This window comes from Actinoplanes subglobosus (assembly GCF_042650585.1).
Taxonomy (GTDB): domain Bacteria; phylum Actinomycetota; class Actinomycetes; order Mycobacteriales; family Micromonosporaceae; genus Actinoplanes; species Actinoplanes subglobosus.
Genome location: NZ_JBHSBL010000043.1, coordinates 24396 through 44792 on the forward strand (window position 1 = coordinate 24396; position 20397 = coordinate 44792).

The following is a 20397-nucleotide window of genomic DNA, read 5'->3' on the forward strand; positions in this document are numbered from 1 at the left end:
TCGGCTGCGCCCCGCGAAAGCCTAGCCTTCCACGAGTGAAGAGAGGGCTGGCCGCGATGGCGGTGACCGTCGTCGTGTGGGCGGGGTTCGCGTTGAGTGTCCGCGGCATCGGGGCGTCCACGCTGACCACGGCGGATGCGGCGCTGATCCGGTTCACGGTTCCGCTGCTGGTGCTGGCGCCGTGGATCCCGCGGACGCTGCGGCGGCTCCGCGACGAACAGCCGGTCGTCCTGGCCGGGTTGTGCGTGGGGGCGGGGCTGCCCTACTTCCTGGTGGCGGCGGCCGGTGGGCGGCTGACCAGCGCGGCCCTCGTCGGGTTGGTCATCCCGGGGACGGTGCCGGTTTTCGTGACGCTTCTGGCGTACACCCTCTGGGGTTGGCGGATCAGGCTGCCGCAACTGGCCGCACTCGGCGGGATCGTCGCGGGCGTCGCCGTCGCGGGCGGCGAGCCGCCCGGCTCCGGCACCCTCGTGCTGCTTCTGGCGGGGCTGATCTGGGCGGTCTACACCCTGTCGCTGCGGGTCACCCTTCTTGATCCATTGGGTACGGTCATCGTGCTCTGCCTGCCGTCTTCCCTGCTCACCGCCCTGCTCATCACGACCGGCACCGCTTCGTCGACGTTGCCGACGGCGCGCCCGGCCGACGTGGCGCTCTACCTGATCGTGCAGGGGCTGGGCGTCGGTGTCCTGGCCGCCGTCTGCTACCCGATCGCGATCAGGCGCCTGGGCAGCCGCACCGCCGCGACGCTGGGCGCGCTGAGCCCGGTCCTGACCGCGCTGGCCGCCGTACCGCTGCTCGGCGAGCCCCTGACCGGCCTGCCCGCCCTCGCTCTCGTCGTCGCGAGCGTGATCACGTTCAACGTGCTGAAGACCGAACCGAAGTCGCTGCTGACGACCGCACCGAAGTCCGAGCCGCAGACCGCACCGAACACCGAAGGAACCGCACCGCATGCTGCTGACGACCCCGCGCCCGACGATCGACCCGCTGTGGCAGCTGACGGCGGACTGCGCCGCTGACGTCCGCCCGGACCGGCTGGACCTGCTCGTCGGTGTCTACCGCGACGATTCCGGTACCGCGCCGGTGATGGCCGCGGTCCGTGCGGCCGAGCTTCGGCTAGCTGATCGTTCCCGGTCAAAGGCGTATGTCGGCCCGACCGGCAACACCCGCTTCCTGGACGAGATGACCACGCTGCTGCTGGCCGACCCGGCATTGTCGGCGCGCGCCGACGGGGTGCAGACGGTCGCCGGGACCGGCGCATTACGGCTGCTCGCCGAGCTGCTGGCGGCGACCGGCCCGGATCGGACGGTGCACGTGGGCACGCCCGCCTACGTGAACCATCCGGCCATCCTGGCCGCCGCCGGCCTGCGCACGAAGACCCATCCGGTGAGCGCCGACGGCGCGGCGATGCTGGCCGCCGTGGACGCCGCGCACCCCGGTGACGTGCTGCTCCTCCAGGGGTGCTGCCACAACCCGACGGGGTTGAGCATGTCCGCGCCGCTCTGGGACGAACTGGCCGCGACCCTCGCCCGCCGGGGTGTGGTGCCCTTCGTCGACCAGGCCTATTTCGGACTCGGCGACGGCCTGGACGAGGACCTGGCCGGGATGCGGCGGCTGCTGCGGGTCGTGCCGGACGCGGTCGTCGCGGTGAGCGCGTCGAAGGCGTGGGGGCTGTACAGCGAGCGGACCGGATGCGCGCTCGTGCTCAGCACCGACGCGGGCCGGCGGCGGCAGGCGCGCTCACTGCTGGAGACGATCGCGCGGGTGGGCTACTCGCAGCCGCCGGCGCACGGTGCGGCGATCGTCGAGGAGATCCTCACCGATCCGGAGCTGACCGTGTGCTGGCGCGACGAACTGGAGGGGATGCGCCGCCGGCTCGGCACACTGCGGGACGCCCTGGCCGGCCGCACCGGCTTCGCCGGTCTCGGCGAGCAGCGCGGCATGTTCCTCACCCTGCCGCTGGACGCCGCGGCGATGCTGCGGTTGCGGTCCGAGCACGGGGTGTACGGCCTGCCGAGCGGCCGCATCAACCTGGCCGGGATCCCGTCCACCCGAATCGAGGTGGTCGCCTCCGCCATCAGGGCAGTTACCAGACAAAGCCGCAAAATGCCGGTCGGAGCGGACTACCGTACCCGGTAATCGGTGCACGGGAAGGGTGGTCCACGGTCATGCTCCCGCGAGGCGGCGCCCTGGCCGTCGCCACCGCGGCCGGCGCCGGTCTGCTGGGCTGGCTCACCGGCCGCTACCTGCGCGGACACGGCGGCTACACCCAGGAGCGGGAGATGCTGGCCGCCGTCGCCGACCAGTCCGCCGACGCCATCATCGCCTGCAAGCTCGACGGCACGCTGACCGTCTGGAACAGCGGCGCCGAACGCATCTACGGCTGGGCGGCCCACGAGGTGCTGGGCACGTCGTTCCGCGGAATACTGCCTCCGGATGCCGGACCGGCGCTGGACCGGGCCCTCGACGTGCTGGCCGCCGGCGGTCACATCCACCTGGAGCAGAGCCGCCGGATCCGCCGGGACGGCAGCACGCTGCTGGTGTCGGTGACCGTCTCGCCGATCCGCAACGAGCACGGCGCCGTGGTCGCGGCGGCCGCCACCGAACGCGACATCACTGAGAAACTCCGGTTCGAGGCCGCCGAGAAACAGGCCATGGAGCGGTCGGTACGGGCTGCCCGGCTGGAGAGCCTCGGCCAGCTCGCCGGTGGGGTCGCCCACGACTTCAACAACCTGCTCGCGATCATCCTGAACTACGCGGACTTCCTGGCCGACGCGGTCACCGGCGAGGCGGCCGGTGACCTGTCCCGGATCCGGGACGCCGCCGACCGGGCCCGCTCGCTGACGGGGCAGCTGCTGCTGTTCGCGAAACGGGAACCCACCGAGGTCGAGGTGGTCGACCTCAACCAGGTGGTGACCGGCTCCGGCGAGCTGCTGACCAGGACGATCGGCGCCGACATCCGGCTCGTGTGCCGGCCCTGCACCTTCCCGGTGCCGGTGCACGCCAACCGGGGGCGGCTCGATCAGATCCTGCTGAACCTGGTCATCAACGCCCGCGACGCGATGCCCGACGGTGGTGTCGTGGTGGTCGAGACCGACGTCACGGAGATCCGGGACGCGGCGGACGTACCGCTGCCGCCCGGTCGTTATGCCCGGCTGACGGTGAGTGACACGGGGACCGGGATGACCGCGGAGGTCCGTGATCGGCTCTTCGAGCCGTTCTTCACCACCAAGCCGTCCGACCGCGGCACCGGGCTGGGACTGTCCACCGTCTACGGGATCGTCGGCGACGCCGGCGGTCACATCGGTGTCGACTCGACGCTGGGCATCGGCACCACCTTCCGGATCCTGCTGCCGCACGCCGCCGACCGGGAGCCCTCCGGCGAGCGCGGGCCGGAGCGGGTCTGCCCGGCCGGCGACGGGCAGCGGGTACTGGTCATCGAGGACGAGGACTACGTACGCGACCTGGTCGTCCGCATCCTCCGGGAGAACGGTTACCGCACGTCGGCGATCAGCGAGGACGCCGTGGCCGGTGCCGACCTGGCCGACGTCGCCCTGCTGATCACCGACGTGGTGCTGCCCGGCCGTTCCGGGCCGGCCGTCGCCGCCCAGTTGCGGGAACGCCGGCCGGACCTGCGGGTGTTGTTCATGTCCGGTTACAGCGACGCCGAGCTGCGGCGCCGCTACGACATACCGCCGACCACACCGATCGTCCAGAAACCGTTCACCGCCGTGGAACTGCTCGCCACGGTCGGCGAGGCGCTAGCCCCACACCTCGTCGGCGGTCTCGGCGATCAGGCGTAGCTTGGCGACCTGCTCGTCGTAGGTGAGGACGTTGCCCTCGACCGTCGACGAGAACCCGCACTGCGGCGACAGGCACAGCTGCTCCAGCGGGACGTGGCGGGCGGCCTCGTCGATGCGGCGTTTCAGGTCGTCCTTGGACTCCAGGGCACCCCGTTTCGTGGTGACCAGGCCGAGCACGACCGTCTTGCCGGGCGGGACGAAGCGGAGCGGGGCGAAACCGCCGGAGCGGTCGTCGTCGTACTCCAGGAAGAAACCGTCGACGGCCAGCTCACTGAAGAGCGCCTCGGCCACGAAGTCGTAGCCGCCCTCGGCCGCCCACGACGACCGGAAGTTGCCGCGGCACATGTGGGTGGTGACGTTCAGCCCCGCCGGACGGTCCGCGATCGCCGCGTTGATCTGCCGGATGTAACGCAGATGCTGGTGCTCGGCGTCGTCACCGCGGTCGGTGAGCAGCCGCCGCTGCGCCGGATCGTTGAGGTAGGCCAGGCTCGTGTCGTCGAGCTGCAGGTAGCGGCAGCCGAGCGCGGCGACCCGGCGCACCTGGTCGGCGTAGGCGGCGCTGAGGTCGGCCCAGAACCGCTCCTGGTCCGGGTAGATCGCCGGATCGATGGCGGCCCGGCCACCCCGGTAGTGGACCATGCTCGGCGACGGGATCGTCAGTTTCGCCGTGACGCCGTCACCGGTCTCGGCGTTCAGGAACGCGAAGTCGTCCCCGAAGATCGTCTCGTCCAGAGTGATCGGCCCGTCCACGGCCAGCGCCGCCGACTCGAAGTCGAGCTCGCCGCTCTCGTTGCGGAAGTGCACCTGGATCTTCTCGTCGGTCGGCCGGATCCCGCCGAGCCGGTAGATGAAGTCCATGTGCCAGGAGGTACGCCGGAACTCGCCGTCGGTGGCCGAGCGCAGCCCCACGTCCCGCTGCATCCGGACCACCTCCCGGATGGCGTCGTCCTCGACGAACCGCAGCTGCTGCTCGCTGATCTCCCCGAGGGCGCGCTGCTGCCGGGCCCGGAGCAGGCGTGGTGGCCGCAGCAGGCTGCCCACGTGGTCGGCTCGGAACGGAGGTTTGTCACGGAGCGTCATTGGCGTGGCCTCCTTCAGTGGGGGTTCCGCCTGCCAACCTACGCCGCAAAATGATCAATGACTATCGATGCCGCGCCGCTCCGGCACGGGGCCCGGAGATGAATTCGTCGGATGGCTGACACGGAAGAGTAGCGATATGGCGTGAGTGGATGGTCACATAGGAGAATCGTCGGCCGTGCGGGCGAGGCCGCACCCGGGGAAGGATGGCTGCTCGGGCATGGTGGTGGAGGCCGGCACGACCGGAACGGGATGGCGAAGCCGCCGGGAACAGGCCCTGGCCCGGCGGATCGATCGGCTGCGGGACGACCACGCGAGAGACGAGTTCGAGAAGGCGGCGCTGCGCCTGCGCCTGATGGAGGCGGCCGAGGAGCTGTGGGCCGCCGTCGACGCGGTGCAGCAGCGGACGGACGCCGAGGGCGAGGCCGCCTGGGAGGCACGGGAGAGCGAACGGGTCCGGGCCGAGCACGCCACGCTGCTGGCCGCCCTGGCCGCCGCCGAGGCCGACCTGGACCGGGCCCAGCGCAACGCTGACGACGCGGAGTACCGGGCCGACCGGGCCGAGAGACGGGCCCGGGCGGCGGCACACGCCGCGGTGACCGCCACCGAACGCGCCGACCAGGCCATCCAGCGCGCTGAACTGGCCGAACGGGACCTGGCCGAGGCCCGGAACACGATCGAGGAGACACGGAAGCAGGTCGGCCCGGGCACGACGGCGATCCGCCAGGGCTGGGCGACGGAGCAGACTCCGGGGCCGTTCCGTATTCCGGCCAGCCCTCCGGACTTTCCGGTCACCCAACCCGGCTTCGCCCGCGCCCAGGTGAATCTCTTCCTCGACTGGGCCCACGGTGCGCGGGCCGGCAGTCCGCCCAGCGCCCGGTTCAGCATGGTGCGGGAGGGCTTCGCGCCCAACGCGGTGATCGCCTATGTGCGGGCCGTCGCCGGGGTCCTGCGGACGCAGCAGCGGACGAAAGTGCTCAACGAACTGCCCCGCGAATGACGATGGGCGCGCAGGTGAGACGGATCCGGCGGGCGCTGTGTGTCGGCGTCCCGGCCTTCGGCTCCGGGGCGAGACCGGTCCGGCAGCCGCTGCCGTTCGCGCCGGACCGGGTGGCGGCGGTCGGCGAGGCGCTGCGGACCTTCGGCTACGACGTCACCGTGAACGCCGACCCGGAGAAGCTGACCGGAGCCGAGCTGGCCCGCGCCGTCCGCGAGGCCTCCGACGGGCTCGGCACCGACGACGTACTGATCATCCACATCGTCACCCACGGCCGGCTGATGGCCGACGGCGCCCTCTACCTCTACGGCGGCGACGGTCTCTTCCACGAGACCGGCCAGATCGATCATTTCGTACGTCAGCTCGGCCACTCCGACGGACCACAGGTGCTGCTCCTGCTGGACGTCTGTCACGCCGGCGCCGCCACCCGGCAGCCGTGGCAGCTGCGCACCGGCAACGAGAGGTGCTGGGTGCTGGCCGCCTGCGCGCCGGAGGACCTGGCCTTCAACGGCCGCTTCTCGGAGGCCGTCGCCAACGTGCTGCACGGGTTCGGCAGCGGCGGCGCGCACGTCGACGCGGCCCACGCGCATCTGCGGTTCACGATGGTCGCCGCGGCGATCCGCCGTGAGGTGAAACGCCTGGTGGACCGGGACGACGCCATGTCGCAGGAGGTCGTCGGCACCCTGCGGGACGTGTCGGCCGACGACCCGGACCTGCCGTTCTTCCCGAACCGGTCGTTCACGGCGACCGCCGGACGGCGGGTCCGGGTGGACGTGCCGCAGACCGTGGAACCGTTCCTCGCCGACGTGGACGAGGCCCTCGACCCGGTGCACTTCATGAACCGGGCCGGCGGCCGGGTCGCCTCCGGGGCGCCGGCCGACGGCCCCGGCTGTTTCAGCGGCCGCAACGAGCAGCTCAGGGAACTGACCGACTGGTGCAACGGCCACGGACCGCGGCTGCGGGTGGTCACCGGCAGCCCCGGGGTCGGCAAGTCGGCGCTGGTCGGGGTGGTGGTCTGCGCCGCCCACCCGGACCTGCACAAGCCGACCCAGCGGCTGTGGAAGGACGTGGCCTGGACGCCGTTCGTGAACCGGCGGCTGGTCGCGGTGCACGCCCGCCGGCGGACCATCACGCAGATCGTGGCATCGCTGGCCACCCAGCTCGGGCTGCCCGACCGGGACGAGTGGACGGTGCCGGGTTTCCTGACCGCCGTCGCCGCGCTGGAGAAGCCGCCGTTCGTGGTGGTCGACGCCCTGGACGAGGCACACCGGTACGAGCAGGTGCTGGAACATCTGCTGCTGCCGATGGCGCGGGAGGAGCGGCCGGACGGCGAGCCGCTGTGCCGGCTGCTGGTCGGGATGCGGCCGTGGCCGGTCTTCGACGAGTTGCGACGGCTCGCCGAGGAGAGCGGCGGCCTGCTCGACCTGGACCGGGTGGACCGCGACCGGCTGCTGGTGGACCTCGAGAACTACGTCGTCAGCCTGCTGCGGCACCACCGCCCCTACGACCATCGCGACTTCGCGGCGGCACGGGGCGCCTTCGCCGCGCATCTCGCCGACGCCCTGGTGTCGGCCACCCGCGACGGCGGGTCCACGCACTGGGGTGAGTTCCTGGTCGCCGGCCTCTACACCTATCACGTGGCCACGGCACTCGAACCGGTCCGGGACTTCCAGGCCGCGGCCGCGCTCGGGGAGTCGGCACCGCGAACCCTGCCGGACCTGCTGGAGCTGGATCTGCGGCAGCGCACCAACCCGTGGCTGCGGTCGGTGCTGACGGTCATCGCCTACGCCCACGGCGAGGGCATGCCGGCCGAGCTGATCCAGGACGCCGCCGCGGCGTTCCGGCCGGACGGGATCACCGCCGTCGACGGGCCGCAGCGCAACCTGATCGCCGAGGCGCTGAACACCGTCCGGTTCTATCTGCGTGCCACCACCGACGTCGACGGGACCACCCTCTACCGGCTGTTCCATCAGGGTCTCGCCGACTATCTGCGGCGCGGCGGCGACGATCCGGCCGTCCTCGCGGCAGCGCTGCTCGCACCGTTGGAGAGCATGGACGGGTCCGGGCGCCGGTGGGATCTCGCCGAGCCGTACCTGCGCCGGCACGCCGCCGCGCACTGTGCCGAGGCCGGGCGGTCCGATCTGCTCGACGACGACGTCGAGTTCCTGGTCCACGCCGGCACGGCGGAGGGCGCGACGTGGATCGACGCGGCCGAGCACCGGCGGCTGCGGGAGGCCGCCGGTCCGTCGACGACGAGCCTGCGGTACGCCCTGGCGGTGCACGCGTCGGAGCAGGGCGATCGTGCGGCCGCGCGACGGCTGGCGAACCCACCCGGCGACGGCCGGTTGCGGTGGCGCCCGGAGTGGGTGGTCGGCGGATCACCGGCACCGTCCGATCCCGGGCTGATCAAATCCGGACCGGCCATCGAATTCCGTCTGGTCAAACTGTCCGGCCGGCCGTACCTGACGGTGCTCACCGCCGCGGGCGAACTGTCGGTGTGGGGCGGGGCGGATCGCCGGCCGGTCTGGTCACGGCAGCTGCCGCCCGGGCACGCGCCGGCGATCTCCGCGTCGTTCGACGGGATCCTGCCCGTCGACGGACCCCTGGACGACGGCTACGGACTGCTCATCCGTTCCGGAAAGCACATCCCGTTACGTCACCGACCGGACTACACGCGGCCCCCGTCCGCCATGGCTGGCACCGAGTCGGGCTTCCATCAGCTGTGGCCCTCTCCGGGTGGTCTCCTCCTGTACCGCTACTCCGGAGGCGAACGTCTGGTCGCGGGATGGCAGCCGACCGAACTGCCGGTGACCGCCTGCGCCGCCGTCGCCGCCGGGCCGTGGCTGCACATCGTCTACACCGACGGCCGCTCGATCCGGGTGCTCAGACGCAACCTGCGCAAGGACCTGCCCGCCACCGAACGTGTCGTCGGCACCATGGATCAGGTCGACGAGCTGGCCTGCCTGCTCTTCGACGACGAACTGTTCGTCGCGGCGCGCGGCTCCGAGGTCCGGGTGTGGCCGGCACCCGCCGCCGCCCCGCGCCGGAAACAGCCGGTCACGTGTATGACCTGCGACGACGGCCGGATCACCATCGGTCTGGCCGACGGCACGGTGACCCGGTTCGACGCCGTGACCGGCACGATCCACACCCGGGCCGCCGTCCACTCCGCCGCGGTCACCGCGATCACCGCCGGCCCCGGCGACCTCACCGCGTCCGCGGACACGACCGGCACCGTGGCCGTCGTCGACTGGGCGGCCCGGCGCACCCTCTACCGTGGACCGGCCGGCCCGGTGTCGGCGATGACGATGACGCACCTGGGCGGCCGGCTCCTGCTGATCGGTGAGACGGCCGGCCGGCTTCTGATCACCGATGTACGCGATGGCCGTACCACCTCTGCCGAAGGCCTGGCAGCCGTGACGTCTCCGCGGACCGCGACCGGGCTGGGTGTCGAGGCGCGCGGAAGCGCGGTGTGGATCAGCGACCCGGAGGCGGACCGTCTGCTGGACCGGATCGAGGTCGGCGCCACCGTCGACGAGGTGGTCGTGCGGGACGGCCGCCGGCTGCTGGTGCGGGCCGGCGGCCGGGTCGTCCTGCTGGCGCCGAATGACGATCAGGCGAACGACGATCAGCCGTAGGACGATCAGGCGAACGACGATCAGCCGTAGGACGATCAGGCGAACGACGATCAGCCGTAGGACGATCAGGCGTAGGGTGCGATCGCCGCCGCCGTCAGCCCCGACCTGAGGTACGCGGCCATCGTGTGGAACTGCAGCACCCCGATGTGCGTGCCGCTGTGCAGGTCCACGTCGAACCGCCCGCCCAGCTCCTTGGGCACGGCGATGATGTCGCCGGGGTCGGCGATGTTCACCCAGCGGCCCACGCCGGGTGGGCGGGCTCCGCGGCCGCCGACCGGCTCCGGGTCGAGGGTCTCGAAGACGATCTCCGGCATGGCCAGCGGCGACCCGAGCGTGACCAGCAGCGGAACCTCCAGGTCGGGCCGGGCGTGCAGGGCCTCATAGGTGACGACGGTGCCCAATGAGTGCGCGACCAGGACCGTCGGCCGGTGTTTCTCGACGGCGTCGATCACGGTCTGCCGGACGCGGGCCCGGACCGCCGGACGGGTGGTGTAGACGAACACCTCCCGGAGGAACGCCGACATGATCCGGGCCACCGTGGCCCGTCCCGGGAAGCGGGGTTTACCGGCCAGCCAGTCGAGGCCCTGCCGGATCGGCCACGTGCCGTAGCCCTGGTGAGCCTCCTGCGGCACGCCGAGCTGGGTCATCCAGGCCCACGCCCACTCCCGCTCCTTCTCGGTCAGGTGGTCGAGGCTGTCGTCGCCCTGGCTGTGCGTGGCCAGCAGGTGCGCGTAGTAGACGGCCGCGATCTGCGGTGCCGGCCCGCCGAGGCCGGCGTCGGTGTAGCCGGCCGCCAGCGCCGCGTGCCAGTCGGTCTCACGGGCGCCGGCGGCCTCCTCGGGCGCGAGGTCGCTCTCCAGGTTCCAGATGCCGTGCACTCCGAGTACGGATGCGTCCATCCATCGTGTTTATCAGAACCCCGCCCGCAGGGTCCTCCCCCGGGCGGTGGCCAGGAGGTATCCGGTCGCTCCGACGGCCAGCCAGGCGAGGGTGCCGGCCACCCCGGACGGGCCGAGACCGGCGTCGGCGGTGATCGCGCGGATCGCCAGGACCGGGCCGTGGCCGGGCAGGATTCCGTCCATCGTGGTCACCCAGGCGGGGACGCCGGACATCACGGCGGCGGCCAGCGTGATGACCGGGACGATGATCGCGAGGATCCGGCCACCGTTGCCGAAGGCGACCGCGATCGCCTGGTTGACCAGCAGGAACGTGATCGACACGAGGACGTCGACGAGTAGCAGGGCGGCGAGTTCGACGGCGCCCGGCCGCAGGATCGCTCCGGCGACGGCGGTGACCAGGACCGCCTGGGTGACGGCGAGCAGCAGCGGGAGCCGGGCGTTGAGGACGGCGAGCCGCCAGGTGCTGCCGTGCCAGGCGAGCGGGTCGCGGGCGGCGGCCGGGGTGACCTGGAAGATCAGCATCGCGCCGATCCAGAGGGCGATGGCGATGACCGCGCCGGCGATCAGGTCGCCGATGCCGGCGTCGTCGCCGGTCACCCCGGCGACCGGGGTGGCCGCGACGGTCTTGAGGTGGTCGCGGTCGGTGTCGCTGTAGGTGGGGACCTGGTCGCGGCCGTCACCGAGGGCGGTGGCGAGTCTCCCGGAACCGTCGGCGAGCTGCTGCCCGGCGTCGCCGGCTTTCGTCGCCCCTCCGGTGAGCCGCTCGGCGCCGGTGGCGGCGTCACCGGCGCCGGCCGCGAGCTGCCCGGCACCGTCGGCGGCGTCGCCCGTTCCGGTGGCGAGACGTCCGGCGCCCTCGGCCAGCGTCCCGCTGCCGGTGGCGAGCCGGCGGGCACCGCGGTCGACGGAGGCGGCACCGGCGGCGGCCTGCTGTGCGCCGGAGGCGAGCTTCCCGGCCGCGGCGTCGGCCTGGCCGATGGCGGTGACCAGGCGCGGGGTCTGCTGGGCGAGCTGAGCGGTTCCGTCGGCGACCTTCTCGGAGCCGTCGGCGAGGGCGGTGATGCCGTCGCGGACCTCGACGACCCGGCCGCGGACGTCGTCCTTGGCGTTCTCGGCCTCGCCGGCGCGGTCGACGATCCGGCCGGCGAGGGCCTGGAGCTGGTCACACAGGTCGGCGGGGGTTTCGCATTGTTCGGCGAGCTGCCGGATGCGGGCGGCCTCGGCGGTCAGGTCGGGCAGCGCGTCGATGCCGTCGACGGCCCGGTCGGCGATCGGGACGACGGTGCCGGCGAGTTCGGCGTTGCCGTCGGCGACCTGGCGTGCCCCGTCGGCCAGGGCGCGGGTCTGTCCGGGCAGGGCGGTGGTGCTGTCGGCGAGGGTGCCGAGGCCGGTGGAGAGTTTCCCGGCGCCGGTGGCGAGTTGCCCGGTGCCGTCGGCCAGTGCGCCGGTGCCGGCGGTGAGGGCGGCCGCGCCGGACTTCAGTTTCCGGGCGCCACCGGCGAGATCTCCCGCGCCGGCGTCGAGGCGGTCGAGACCGGCGGCGAGGTCCCGGCTGCCGCTGTCCAGGCGGGCGAGACCGGTGGCCAGGTCGGCGCTGCCGTCGGCGAGCCGGTCGAGGCCGACGACGAGCCGGTCGCTGCCGTCGGCGAGTTTCCCGGCGCCGTCGGCGGCTTCGCCGAGCTGGTCGTGCATGCGGTTGAAGCCGAGGTAGACGTTGTCCAGGTAGGTCTCGACGACGGTCCGGTTGAGGGTGGTGACGGCCGCGTCGGTGAGGGTGCGGGTGATGATCGGGTCGACGCCGGCGACGGTGCGGGAGGCGGTCACGTCGACGCGCGCCTGTTCCGCCGCGGACGCGGTGTCGCCTCCGGTGGAGACGGCCGCCGCGGAGAAGTTCGACGGGATGGTGACGGCGACGGCGTAGCCGCCGGTCCGCAGACCCTCGGCGGCGTCGTCGGCGTCGGTGAGCACCCACGTGTAGTTGTCGCCGGTGTGGTTGACGAGACGTCCGGCCAGCTCACGGCCGAGCGGGATGGTCTGCCCGTCGCGCTGGACCGGTTCGTCGTCGTTGACGACGGCGGCGGTCACGGTGCCGAGCCGCTCGGCGGGACGATCGAAGGCGCCGATCAGGGCGCCGGTGATGAGCACCGGCACGAGAAGGATGCCGACACGGCGGAGCCTGGTCATGCGTACACCTCGGTGGGGTTCAGGTCGACGGTGCGGGTGGCGCCGAGGCGCGGGTCGTGGTCACGGGCGGTGACGATCACCGTGGTCCCCTCGCGGGCGGCGGCCCACAGCGCCCGCTGCGCGGCGTCCCGGTCCGCCTGTCCGGCGATCCGGTCGAGCCCTTCGACCAGCAACAACGGCGGCGCGAGGCCGGCGGCGGCGACGGTCTGCCGGGCCGGTTCGGCGAGGGCGGGGCATCGGATCAACATCACCTTCGCGCGTACGGCCGGAGCGCGCTGTGGCAACACGAGCCCGAGCGTCTTCGCGGCTCCGGGAAGGCCGGTGATCCGCCCGCCGACCGCGTAGAGCAGGTCCCGGGTCGCCGACGGCTCCCCCACGACCTCGACGACCTCGCCCGGCCCGGCCCGCAGCGGCTCCGGCGTGAACCCGGCGATCGCGACCGCGTCGGTGGCACCGGGTTCGGGCCAGTCGGCCAGCGCCAGTTCCCGGGTGAGGCCCTCGCCCTCGACGTCGAGGGAGGGCAGTGCCCGGTCCAGGCGGGACGGCAGCCACCAGGCTCGGTCGCCGAGCAGCCGCAGCACCGCCGGGACCAGCGTCATCCGGACCAGGAAGGCGTCCACGAACACACCGACGGCCAGAGCGAACGCGATCGGCTTGATGGTGGTGCTGCCCTCCGGCACGAACGCCGCGAAGACGGCGAACATGATGAGCGCGGCGGCGACCACGACCGGGGCGGACGCCCGGAACCCGGCGTCGACGGCGTGGTCGGCGTCGCCGGTGTGGACGTACTCCTCGCGGATCCGGGAGACGAGGAACAGCTCGTAGTCCATGGCGAGACCGAAGAGGACACCCATCAGGATGATCGGCAGGAAGCTGATGACGCTGCCGGTGTGCGACACGTGCAGGACGTCGGTGAGCCAGCCGCGCTGGAAGACGAGCGCCGTGGCACCGAAGGCCGCGCCGACCGACAGCAGGTAGCCGGCGGTCGCCTTGACCGGGACCGCGATCGACCGGAACACCATGGTCAGCAGCACCAGGGACAGGCCGACGACGAGCAGGCCGAACGGGACAAGGGCACCGCCGAGCCGGGCCGAGACGTCGATGCCGACCGCGGTGATCCCGGTGACCGCGGTGTCCGCGCCGTAGGTGTCGCGGAAGTGGTCCGCGAGGTCGCGCAGCCGGTGGACGAGGTCGGTGGTGGCCTCCGAGTCGGGGGCGCTGTCCGGGATGACCTGGACGATGCCGACCTGGCCCTTCGGGTCCGGGGTGGCCAGGGCGACCAGGGCGACGCCGGGCAGTCCGGCGATCTCGGCGCCGAGCCGGTTCATGTCGCCGACCGGATCGCGGCTGGAGATGATGTCGGCGGTGACGAGCAGCGGGCCGTTGAAGCCGGGTCCGAAGTGCTCGGTGATGGTGTCGTAGGTGACGCGGGCCGGGCTGCCGTGGGCTTCACTGCCGTTGTCGGGCAGGGCGAGACGGAGCTCGGTGGCCGGCAGGGTGGCCGCTCCCAGTCCGAGAACGATCACGAGGATCGTGATGATCGGGCGGCGGGTCGCCAGGCGTACCCAAGCTGTCCAAGGGGTCTTGATCCTGATCTTGCGCCGCCGTGGTGCCCGGGGGCGCAGACGCTCGCCGGCCACGGCCAGCAACGCCGGGATGAAGGTGACCGCGATGAGCACGGCGATGACCACCGCGAGGGCGGCGGCCAGGCCCATCGTGGTGAGGAACGGGATGCCGGCGACCGCCAGCCCGAGCAGGGCGATGATGACGGTGAGACCGGCGAAGACGACCGCGGAACCGGCCGTCGCGGTGGCCCGGGCGATCGACTCGTCGGTGTCGAGGCCGTCGCGGAGCTGGTCCCGGTGCCGGGAGAGGATGAACAGCGCGTAGTCGATGCCCACCGCGAGGCCGAGCATCACGGCGAGCATGACGGCAGTGGACGGCACGCCGGCGACCGCGGTGACCCCGTAGAGCAGTGACGCGGACAGGCCGACGCCGAGGACGGCGGTGAGCAGCGGGATCCCGGCAGCGATCATCGAGCCGAAGGTGATCAGCAGGACCATGAGCGCGACGAGCAGGCCGAGCCCTTCGGTGGGGCTGAGTTTCGGGACCCGGTCGGCGAAGGCGTCGCCGCCGGCCAGGACCCGCGCGGCCGGCCCGATGTCCTGCCGGAGTCCGTCGGCGACCGTGGCGAGACGCTCGCGGGTGACCGGCTGCACCTCGGTGACCGAGACGTCGAGCTGGACGGTGATGACCGCGGCGGTCCCGTCGCCGGAGACCGCGCCCTTGATGCGCTCGTCGTAGGGCGAGACGACGGCGACGACGTGCTCGACGCCCTCGGCGCGGTCGGCGGCCCGGGCGACGGCGTCACGGACCGCTTGGTCCCGCACGTCACCGCCGTCCGGGAGGGTCAGGACGATCTTCGCGGACGCACCGCTGACCTGCGGAAAGACCCGGGAGAGGGTGTCCAGGGCGGTCTGCGACGGCGAACCCGGGATGGTGAACTCGTCGTCGGCGCCGGCCGACATCAGGTTGCCGGCGCCGGCCAGGGCGAGGATCGCGAGGAGCCAGAGCGTGATGGTCCGGGCGCGGTGCCGGACCACGGCCGCGGCGACGCGATACAGGGTCGTGGACAGGGCCGACCTCCGGTGAGCGATAACCTGCACAGTCTCGTGCAGGTTATCTAGTTGCTCACCGGTGTGCAATTAGAGGGCTATTGACCTCCGTCACGCTTCCGGAGTTCCTCCTCGCGTCGCCGGAGGTCGGCCTCCCACTTCTTCATCAGGTCCTCGTCCTCCCGCTTGCCGCGCTCGGCGACCCGCCTGAGGAACTCGGGGTCGTCGTCGGGGGCCATCGGGCGGGGACGCTCGTTCTCCGGGAAGCCACTGCCGGGCTTCCAGACCGTGCCGTTGCTGAGCCGGATCGGACGCGCCGGGCGCCCGGCGACGAACCACGCGATCGGGCCGATCGGCGAGAAGAGCAGGATGAGGACGACCCAGACGATCCGCGGCAGGGCCCAGATCTCGTACTCCTCGGCGGACAGGCAGGAAATCAGCGCGGCGATGATCAACACGAGATCGATCAGCGCAAACAACGAGTAGAGGCGAATCACGCCGGAGATGATGACAGAGCTTCGGCCCCGGCGTGGTCCCCTCCGCCGTCTACCCGGCCCGGCATGTCCCCGGGGCCCTTTTCCGGCAATCGGCCCGGCGAGCCGGGACGGGTGGCGATGATTCCTTTCGGGGCAGATTCCAGACGAGGGGGACGACGTCATGAGCGAGCCCGTACCATCGGCGGCCCGCCTGGCAGGAAACGTACGCATCAGCACCAAGATCCTCGTGGTCGTGCTGGTGGTGGCAGCACTCGGCGGGGCGGTGGGGCTGTTCGCCCTGCGCCAGATGAGCACGCTCTCGGACGCCGCCGAGGGAGAGTACGCGCAGACGCTGAAGGCGCAGGCCATCGCCGACGTGCGCTCGGCGTTCAACCGGGCCCGGATCAACGCCCTGGAATACCTGCTGGCCGGTGACGACGCGACCCGGGCCACCGAACAGAAGGAGTTCTCCGGCGAGGCCGACACCGTCACCTCGGTTCTCGCCGGATACCGGGAACTCGCCGGCACCGACGTCGAACGGCAGAACCTCAAAGCCTTCACCGACGGATGGGACACCTACCTCACCGTGGTGACGGACCGGTTGTTCCCGCTCGCCGAGAGCGGCCGGCTCGATGAGGTCCGCACCATCCGCCAGAACGACATCCAGCCGCTCGTGGCCGGGATGCGCGACAACCTGACCAGACTCTCGGACGCCGCCGTCGCCGAGGCGCGTGGCTCCCACGAGGGCGCCAACGACGCCTACAGCAGCGGCCGGACCATCATCATCATCTCGATCGTGATCGTCCTGATGATCGGCGCGGCCGTCGCGGTGCTGTTCGCCCGCGGGCTCACCCAGCCGCTCGCCCACTGCGTCGAAGTGCTGCGCCGCATCGACGAGGGCGACCTCACCGCGCGGACCAGCGTCGGCGGCGACGACGAGATCGGCGAACTCGCCGCCGCCCTCAACCACACCGCCGCCACCGTCGCCACCACCGTGCGGCAGGTCCGCGACGACGCCGACGCCCTGGCCACCACCTCGGCCCGGCTGTCCGGCATCGCCGAAGAACTCACCCGGTCCGCGCAGACCACCGCCGAACAGGCCGGATCGGTCTCCGCCGCGGCCGAGGTGATCTCCTCGAACGTGCAGACCGTCGCCGCCGGCACCGAGGAGATGAGCGCGTCCATCCGGGAGATCGCCACCAGCGCCGGGGCCTCCGCCCAGGTCGCCGGATCGGCCACCACGGCCGCCCAGCGAACCAGCGACACGATGGCCAAACTCGGTCAGGCCAGCGCCGAGATCACCGAGGTGATCAACGCGATCACGAGCATCGCCGAGCAGACCAACCTGCTGGCCCTCAACGCCACCATCGAGGCGGCCCGGGCCGGAGAGTCCGGCAAGGGGTTCGCCGTGGTCGCGAGCGAGGTCAAAGACCTGGCCCAGGAGACGGCACGGGCCACCGAGGACATCAGCAGGCGGATCGCCGCCATCCAGTCCGACACCGATGCCGCGGTCTCCGCGATCGGTGACATCGGAGACGTCATCGCGCAGATCAACGACTACGCCACCACGATCGCCGCGGCCGTCGAGGAGCAGACCGCCACCACCGGCGAGATGGGCCGCAACGTCGCCGAGGCCGCCACCGGCTCCGGGCACATCGCGTCCGACATCACCAACGTGGCGGCCACCGCCAACCAGACCACACAGAGTGCGGACGAGGCCCGTACCACCGCTGCCGAGCTCGCCGGGATGGCACAACGGCTCGGCAGCGCGGTGAGCAGCTACCGGGTCTGAGACGCCTCGGCCAGGTGCAGACGGGGCCAGGTGGCCAGGTCGGCGAGGAGCCGGCGGTCGTGGGTGGCGACCACGACCGCGGCCGGCGTGGTCAGCAGTGCCTCGGTCAGCTCGTCGACCAGAGTGGACGACAGGTGGTTCGTCGGCTCGTCGAAGATCAGCAGGTCCGGGGCACCGGCCAGCCGCAGGGCCAGGTCGAGACGCCGCTGCTGACCCTGCGAGAGCAGCCGCACCGGCGTGCGCAGCGCCTCGGCGTCGAGCAGGCCCATCGTGCCCCCGCCGGCCAGCAGCCGGTGTGCCGTGGTGTCCTCCGGCCAGTCCGGGACCTCCTGGGCGACCAGGGCGACCCCGGTGCCCGGGGAGCGATGGACCGATCCGATCGGCGCCCGCAACCGGCCTGCCAGCAACGCCAGCAGGGTCGACTTGCCGGCGCCGTTCGCCCCGGTGACCAGCAGCCGATCGCCGCCGTCGATGCTGAGAGTGACCGGCCGGTCCAGGCGGCCCGGCATCCGCACCCCGTCGGCACGCAGCAGCGGCACACCCTTGCGAGTGTCCAGTTCCGGCCATCGCAGCACCGCCGGCGGCGCCGGAACGGTGATCCGATGTGCTTCCAGAGCCTCCCTCTCCCGGTTCAGCGCCTGCACCACACCGGGGGTGTGCGACTGTCGTCTGTGCTTGTTGACGCCCTTGTCCGGGCGCCAGCCGGTGCTCAGCCGGGACCGGGCACGATCGACCGCCTCGGCCAGCCGGCGATGCTCGGCCTGCTGCTCGTCGAACTCCTGCGACCATCGTTCACGGTCACGGCGGCGGCCGCGCTGCCACTCGTCGTACCCGCCCGCGTAGGTCCGGGCCCGCCCGTCCCGACTCGGGTCCAGGTCGGTGAACTCGCGAGCCACGTCCCGCAGCAGTTGCCGGTCGTGGCTGACCAGGGCGATCCCGCCCGGATGGGCCCGCAGCCGGGCGGTCAGGAACGACAGTCCCGCCGCGTCCAGATGGTTGGTCGGCTCGTCCAGCAACAGCAGGTCGTGATGAGCGCCGAGCAGGCACGCGAGCCGCACCCGGTACCGCTGCCCGACCGACAGGGTCCGCAGCTCACGGGCCCGCTCGGGGCACGCGTCGAGAGCCTCCAGCGCGATGTCGACACGTCGCTCGGCGTCCCACGCGTCGAGTCGGCCGGCGGCCTCCAGGGCCCCCGCATAACGGTCGTCCGCGCCGGGCCGGCCGGCCGCCAGGTCACCCGCCGCCTTCTCGAAATCCTCCAGCGCGGTACGGGACTCCCGCAGCGCCTCCGACGTGAGCGTGCCGACGGTGTCACCCGGCCGGGCGTACAGCGCCTGGGCGGCCAGCCCGACCGTGCCGGCGCGTTGCACGGCACCGGAATCCGGGGTGATCAGACCGGCGAGGACGTGCAGAAGGGTGGTCTTGCCGCGACCGTTCTCCCCGACGACGGCCAGCCGGGTGCCGGCCGAGACGGTGACGGAGACCTGATCGAGGACGAGGCGGGCGCCGAGACGAACGGTGATGCCGTCGGCACGAAGATGCGCAAAGGACATGGTGAGGTGTGCTCCGCAGCTCGAGAGTGAGCCGGGGCAGCCTGATCCGGCCGGCCCGGCAGGACGCCGAGACGACGGGCTTGGTGCACGAAAATGCAGGTAGCGCCGCCGTCAGCGGCCGCTGCGTAGCCTCATGAACGCGATTCCCTCATGCATGCCGCCGAGGCTAGCCGAGGCCCGTCCGCGCCTGCCACTCCATTTTCGGATGTTCTCATCATCCCGATGGTGGAGGTATCTTGGCGGGCATGGTGCGGTTGGCGAGGGTGCAATGGTCCGGTTGACGAGGGTGCAGCAGCAGGCCCGCACGAGGGCCGCCGTGCTCGACGCGGCGGTCGAGGAGTTCGCCGAGTTCGGCTATGCCGACGCCAAGATCGACCGGATCGCGGCCCGCGCCGACCTCACCCGCGGCGCCGTCTACTCCAACTTCGCCGGCAAGCGGGCGCTCTACCTGGCGGTCCTGCTCGGCTACGCCCCGCCGCACGCCGCGCTACCGCCCGCCGAGCTGCCCGAGATCATCCCGGTCGCCACCGCCGCCGAGGGTTTCGCCCGCGCCTGGCTGGAGCGTCTCCCCCTGGCCGGCGACACCGCGGCCGGCGGCCGTCTGCGATCACGATCGGTCACCGGTGTCTTCGACGACGAGCCCGGCCGGGCCGCCCTGGCCGAGATCACCCGGCTGGAGGCGCTGCTGCTGGCCCTCGGCCTGGAGTCGTGCCCGCCGATGGCGGTGCGCCGGGTCCGCCTGGCCGAGCTGATCCTCACGCTGCTGCACGGCGCCGACGAGCTGGCCGGCACGGCCCCCGGTTTCGGCGACCTGTTCGACATCACCAGGGCGTGCGGCCACCTTGCCCGCATCCACCTGGCCGACGAGTGGGATCCGCCCCACCTCCCGTTCATCCGCCCCGCCGAGCGGTGCGACGACCCGTGGGATCCGGCCGACGGCGTCGTCGACGACGGCCTGCTGGTCATCCTCGGCACCGCCCGGTTGAGCGCCACCGAGGAGGTCGTCCGCGCCGCCCTCCCCACCGACCACATCACGGTCGCCGTGGTCGCCGGCGATCCGGCGGAGACGGGTGCCCTGGTCCGGCTGCGCGTGACCACCATGGCCGCCTGCTTGCGGCGGGCCTTCCCCCCGGGCGTGGCCCGGCCACTCCACATAGACCTCGACGACGGCCCAGCCCTGGCCGCCGCCATCGCCGCCTCAGCCGGTTCCTCCGCTGCCACCGGTTCCTCCGCGGGCCCCGCCGCTGACACGTCCCCCGGCCCGGCCACCTCCGACGGTTCCTTCCCCCCGCCTGCCGCATCCCCCGCCACCGCCCCCACCTCCCCCTCCACCACAGCCGCCCCCACCGCGATCCCACCGCCAGGC

General features: G+C 72.4%; 13 protein-coding genes. 7 read left to right on the plus strand and 6 right to left on the minus strand.

Annotation, left to right across the window (positions count from 1 at the left end):
• Positions 1–35 precede the first annotated feature (35 nt).
• Genes ACFO0C_RS48245 through ACFO0C_RS48255 form a run of 3 tightly spaced genes read left to right on the plus strand, consistent with a single transcriptional unit; the run spans position 36 to position 3800 of the window.
• Complete coding sequence (locus ACFO0C_RS48245) at positions 36–1016, plus strand: DMT family transporter (protein WP_378073656.1); 981 nt, start codon at positions 36–38, stop codon at positions 1014–1016.
• On the plus strand, positions 949–2136 hold the full coding sequence (locus tag ACFO0C_RS48250; protein ID WP_378073658.1) for an aminotransferase class I/II-fold pyridoxal phosphate-dependent enzyme: 1188 nt from the start codon (positions 949–951) through the stop codon (positions 2134–2136). Before ACFO0C_RS48245 ends, ACFO0C_RS48250 begins: the two co-directional genes overlap by 68 nt.
• 29 nt (positions 2137–2165) lie before the next feature.
• Entirely contained in the window at positions 2166–3800 is a 1635-nt protein-coding gene (locus tag ACFO0C_RS48255; protein WP_378073660.1) for a hybrid sensor histidine kinase/response regulator, read from the plus strand.
• Here the strand turns inward: ACFO0C_RS48255 and ACFO0C_RS48260 are convergent.
• Positions 3759–4880, minus strand: a complete 1122-nt coding sequence (locus ACFO0C_RS48260; protein ID WP_378073661.1) for a 5-methyltetrahydropteroyltriglutamate--homocysteine S-methyltransferase — start codon at positions 4878–4880, stop codon at positions 3759–3761. The two genes, ACFO0C_RS48255 and ACFO0C_RS48260, sit on opposite strands and share 42 nt — an antisense overlap.
• Positions 4881–5097: 217 nt before the next feature.
• Here ACFO0C_RS48260 and ACFO0C_RS48265 point away from each other — a divergent pair, with 217 nt between their 5' ends.
• Together ACFO0C_RS48265 and ACFO0C_RS48270 are read left to right on the plus strand one after the other, a co-directional pair.
• Entirely contained in the window at positions 5098–5877 is a 780-nt protein-coding gene (locus ACFO0C_RS48265) for a hypothetical protein (protein ID WP_378073662.1), read from the plus strand.
• 14 nt (positions 5878–5891) lie between these two features.
• Positions 5892–9512 carry a hypothetical protein gene (locus tag ACFO0C_RS48270; RefSeq protein ID WP_378073664.1) on the plus strand — a complete coding sequence of 1207 codons (3621 nt, stop codon included), beginning with the start codon at positions 5892–5894 and terminating at the stop codon, positions 9510–9512.
• 65 nt (positions 9513–9577) lie between these two features.
• On the opposite strand, the gene ACFO0C_RS48275 is transcribed toward ACFO0C_RS48270, so the two are convergent.
• Genes ACFO0C_RS48275 through ACFO0C_RS48290 form a run of 4 tightly spaced genes read right to left on the minus strand, consistent with a single transcriptional unit; the run spans position 9578 to position 15707 of the window.
• Positions 9578–10411 carry a hypothetical protein gene (locus tag ACFO0C_RS48275; RefSeq protein ID WP_378073666.1) on the minus strand — a complete coding sequence of 278 codons (834 nt, stop codon included), beginning with the start codon at positions 10409–10411 and terminating at the stop codon, positions 9578–9580.
• 12 nt (positions 10412–10423) lie between these two features.
• Positions 10424–12595, minus strand: a complete 2172-nt coding sequence (locus tag ACFO0C_RS48280) for a YhgE/Pip domain-containing protein (protein ID WP_378073668.1) — start codon at positions 12593–12595, stop codon at positions 10424–10426.
• Entirely contained in the window at positions 12592–15261 is a 2670-nt protein-coding gene (locus ACFO0C_RS48285) for an MMPL family transporter (RefSeq protein ID WP_378073669.1), read from the minus strand. Before ACFO0C_RS48285 ends, ACFO0C_RS48280 begins: the two co-directional genes overlap by 4 nt.
• Positions 15262–15308: 47 nt before the next feature.
• The gene (locus ACFO0C_RS48290; protein ID WP_378073670.1) at positions 15309–15707 is read right to left on the minus strand and encodes a PLD nuclease N-terminal domain-containing protein; all 399 of its coding nucleotides are present in this window, start codon (positions 15705–15707) and stop codon (positions 15309–15311) included.
• Positions 15708–15867: 160 nt separating this feature from the next.
• On the opposite strand from ACFO0C_RS48290, the gene ACFO0C_RS48295 reads away from it, so the two are divergent.
• Entirely contained in the window at positions 15868–17478 is a 1611-nt protein-coding gene (locus ACFO0C_RS48295) for a methyl-accepting chemotaxis protein (RefSeq protein ID WP_378073672.1), read from the plus strand.
• Here ACFO0C_RS48295 and ACFO0C_RS48300 read toward each other — a convergent pair.
• On the minus strand, positions 17466–19031 hold the full coding sequence (locus ACFO0C_RS48300) for an ATP-binding cassette domain-containing protein (protein ID WP_378073673.1): 1566 nt from the start codon (positions 19029–19031) through the stop codon (positions 17466–17468). The genes ACFO0C_RS48295 and ACFO0C_RS48300 overlap by 13 nt on opposite strands.
• Before the next feature lie 286 nt (positions 19032–19317).
• Between ACFO0C_RS48300 and ACFO0C_RS48305 the strand changes: the two genes are divergently transcribed.
• The coding region (locus ACFO0C_RS48305; RefSeq protein WP_378073678.1) for a TetR/AcrR family transcriptional regulator at positions 19318–20397 on the plus strand (1080 nt) is incomplete at its 3' end.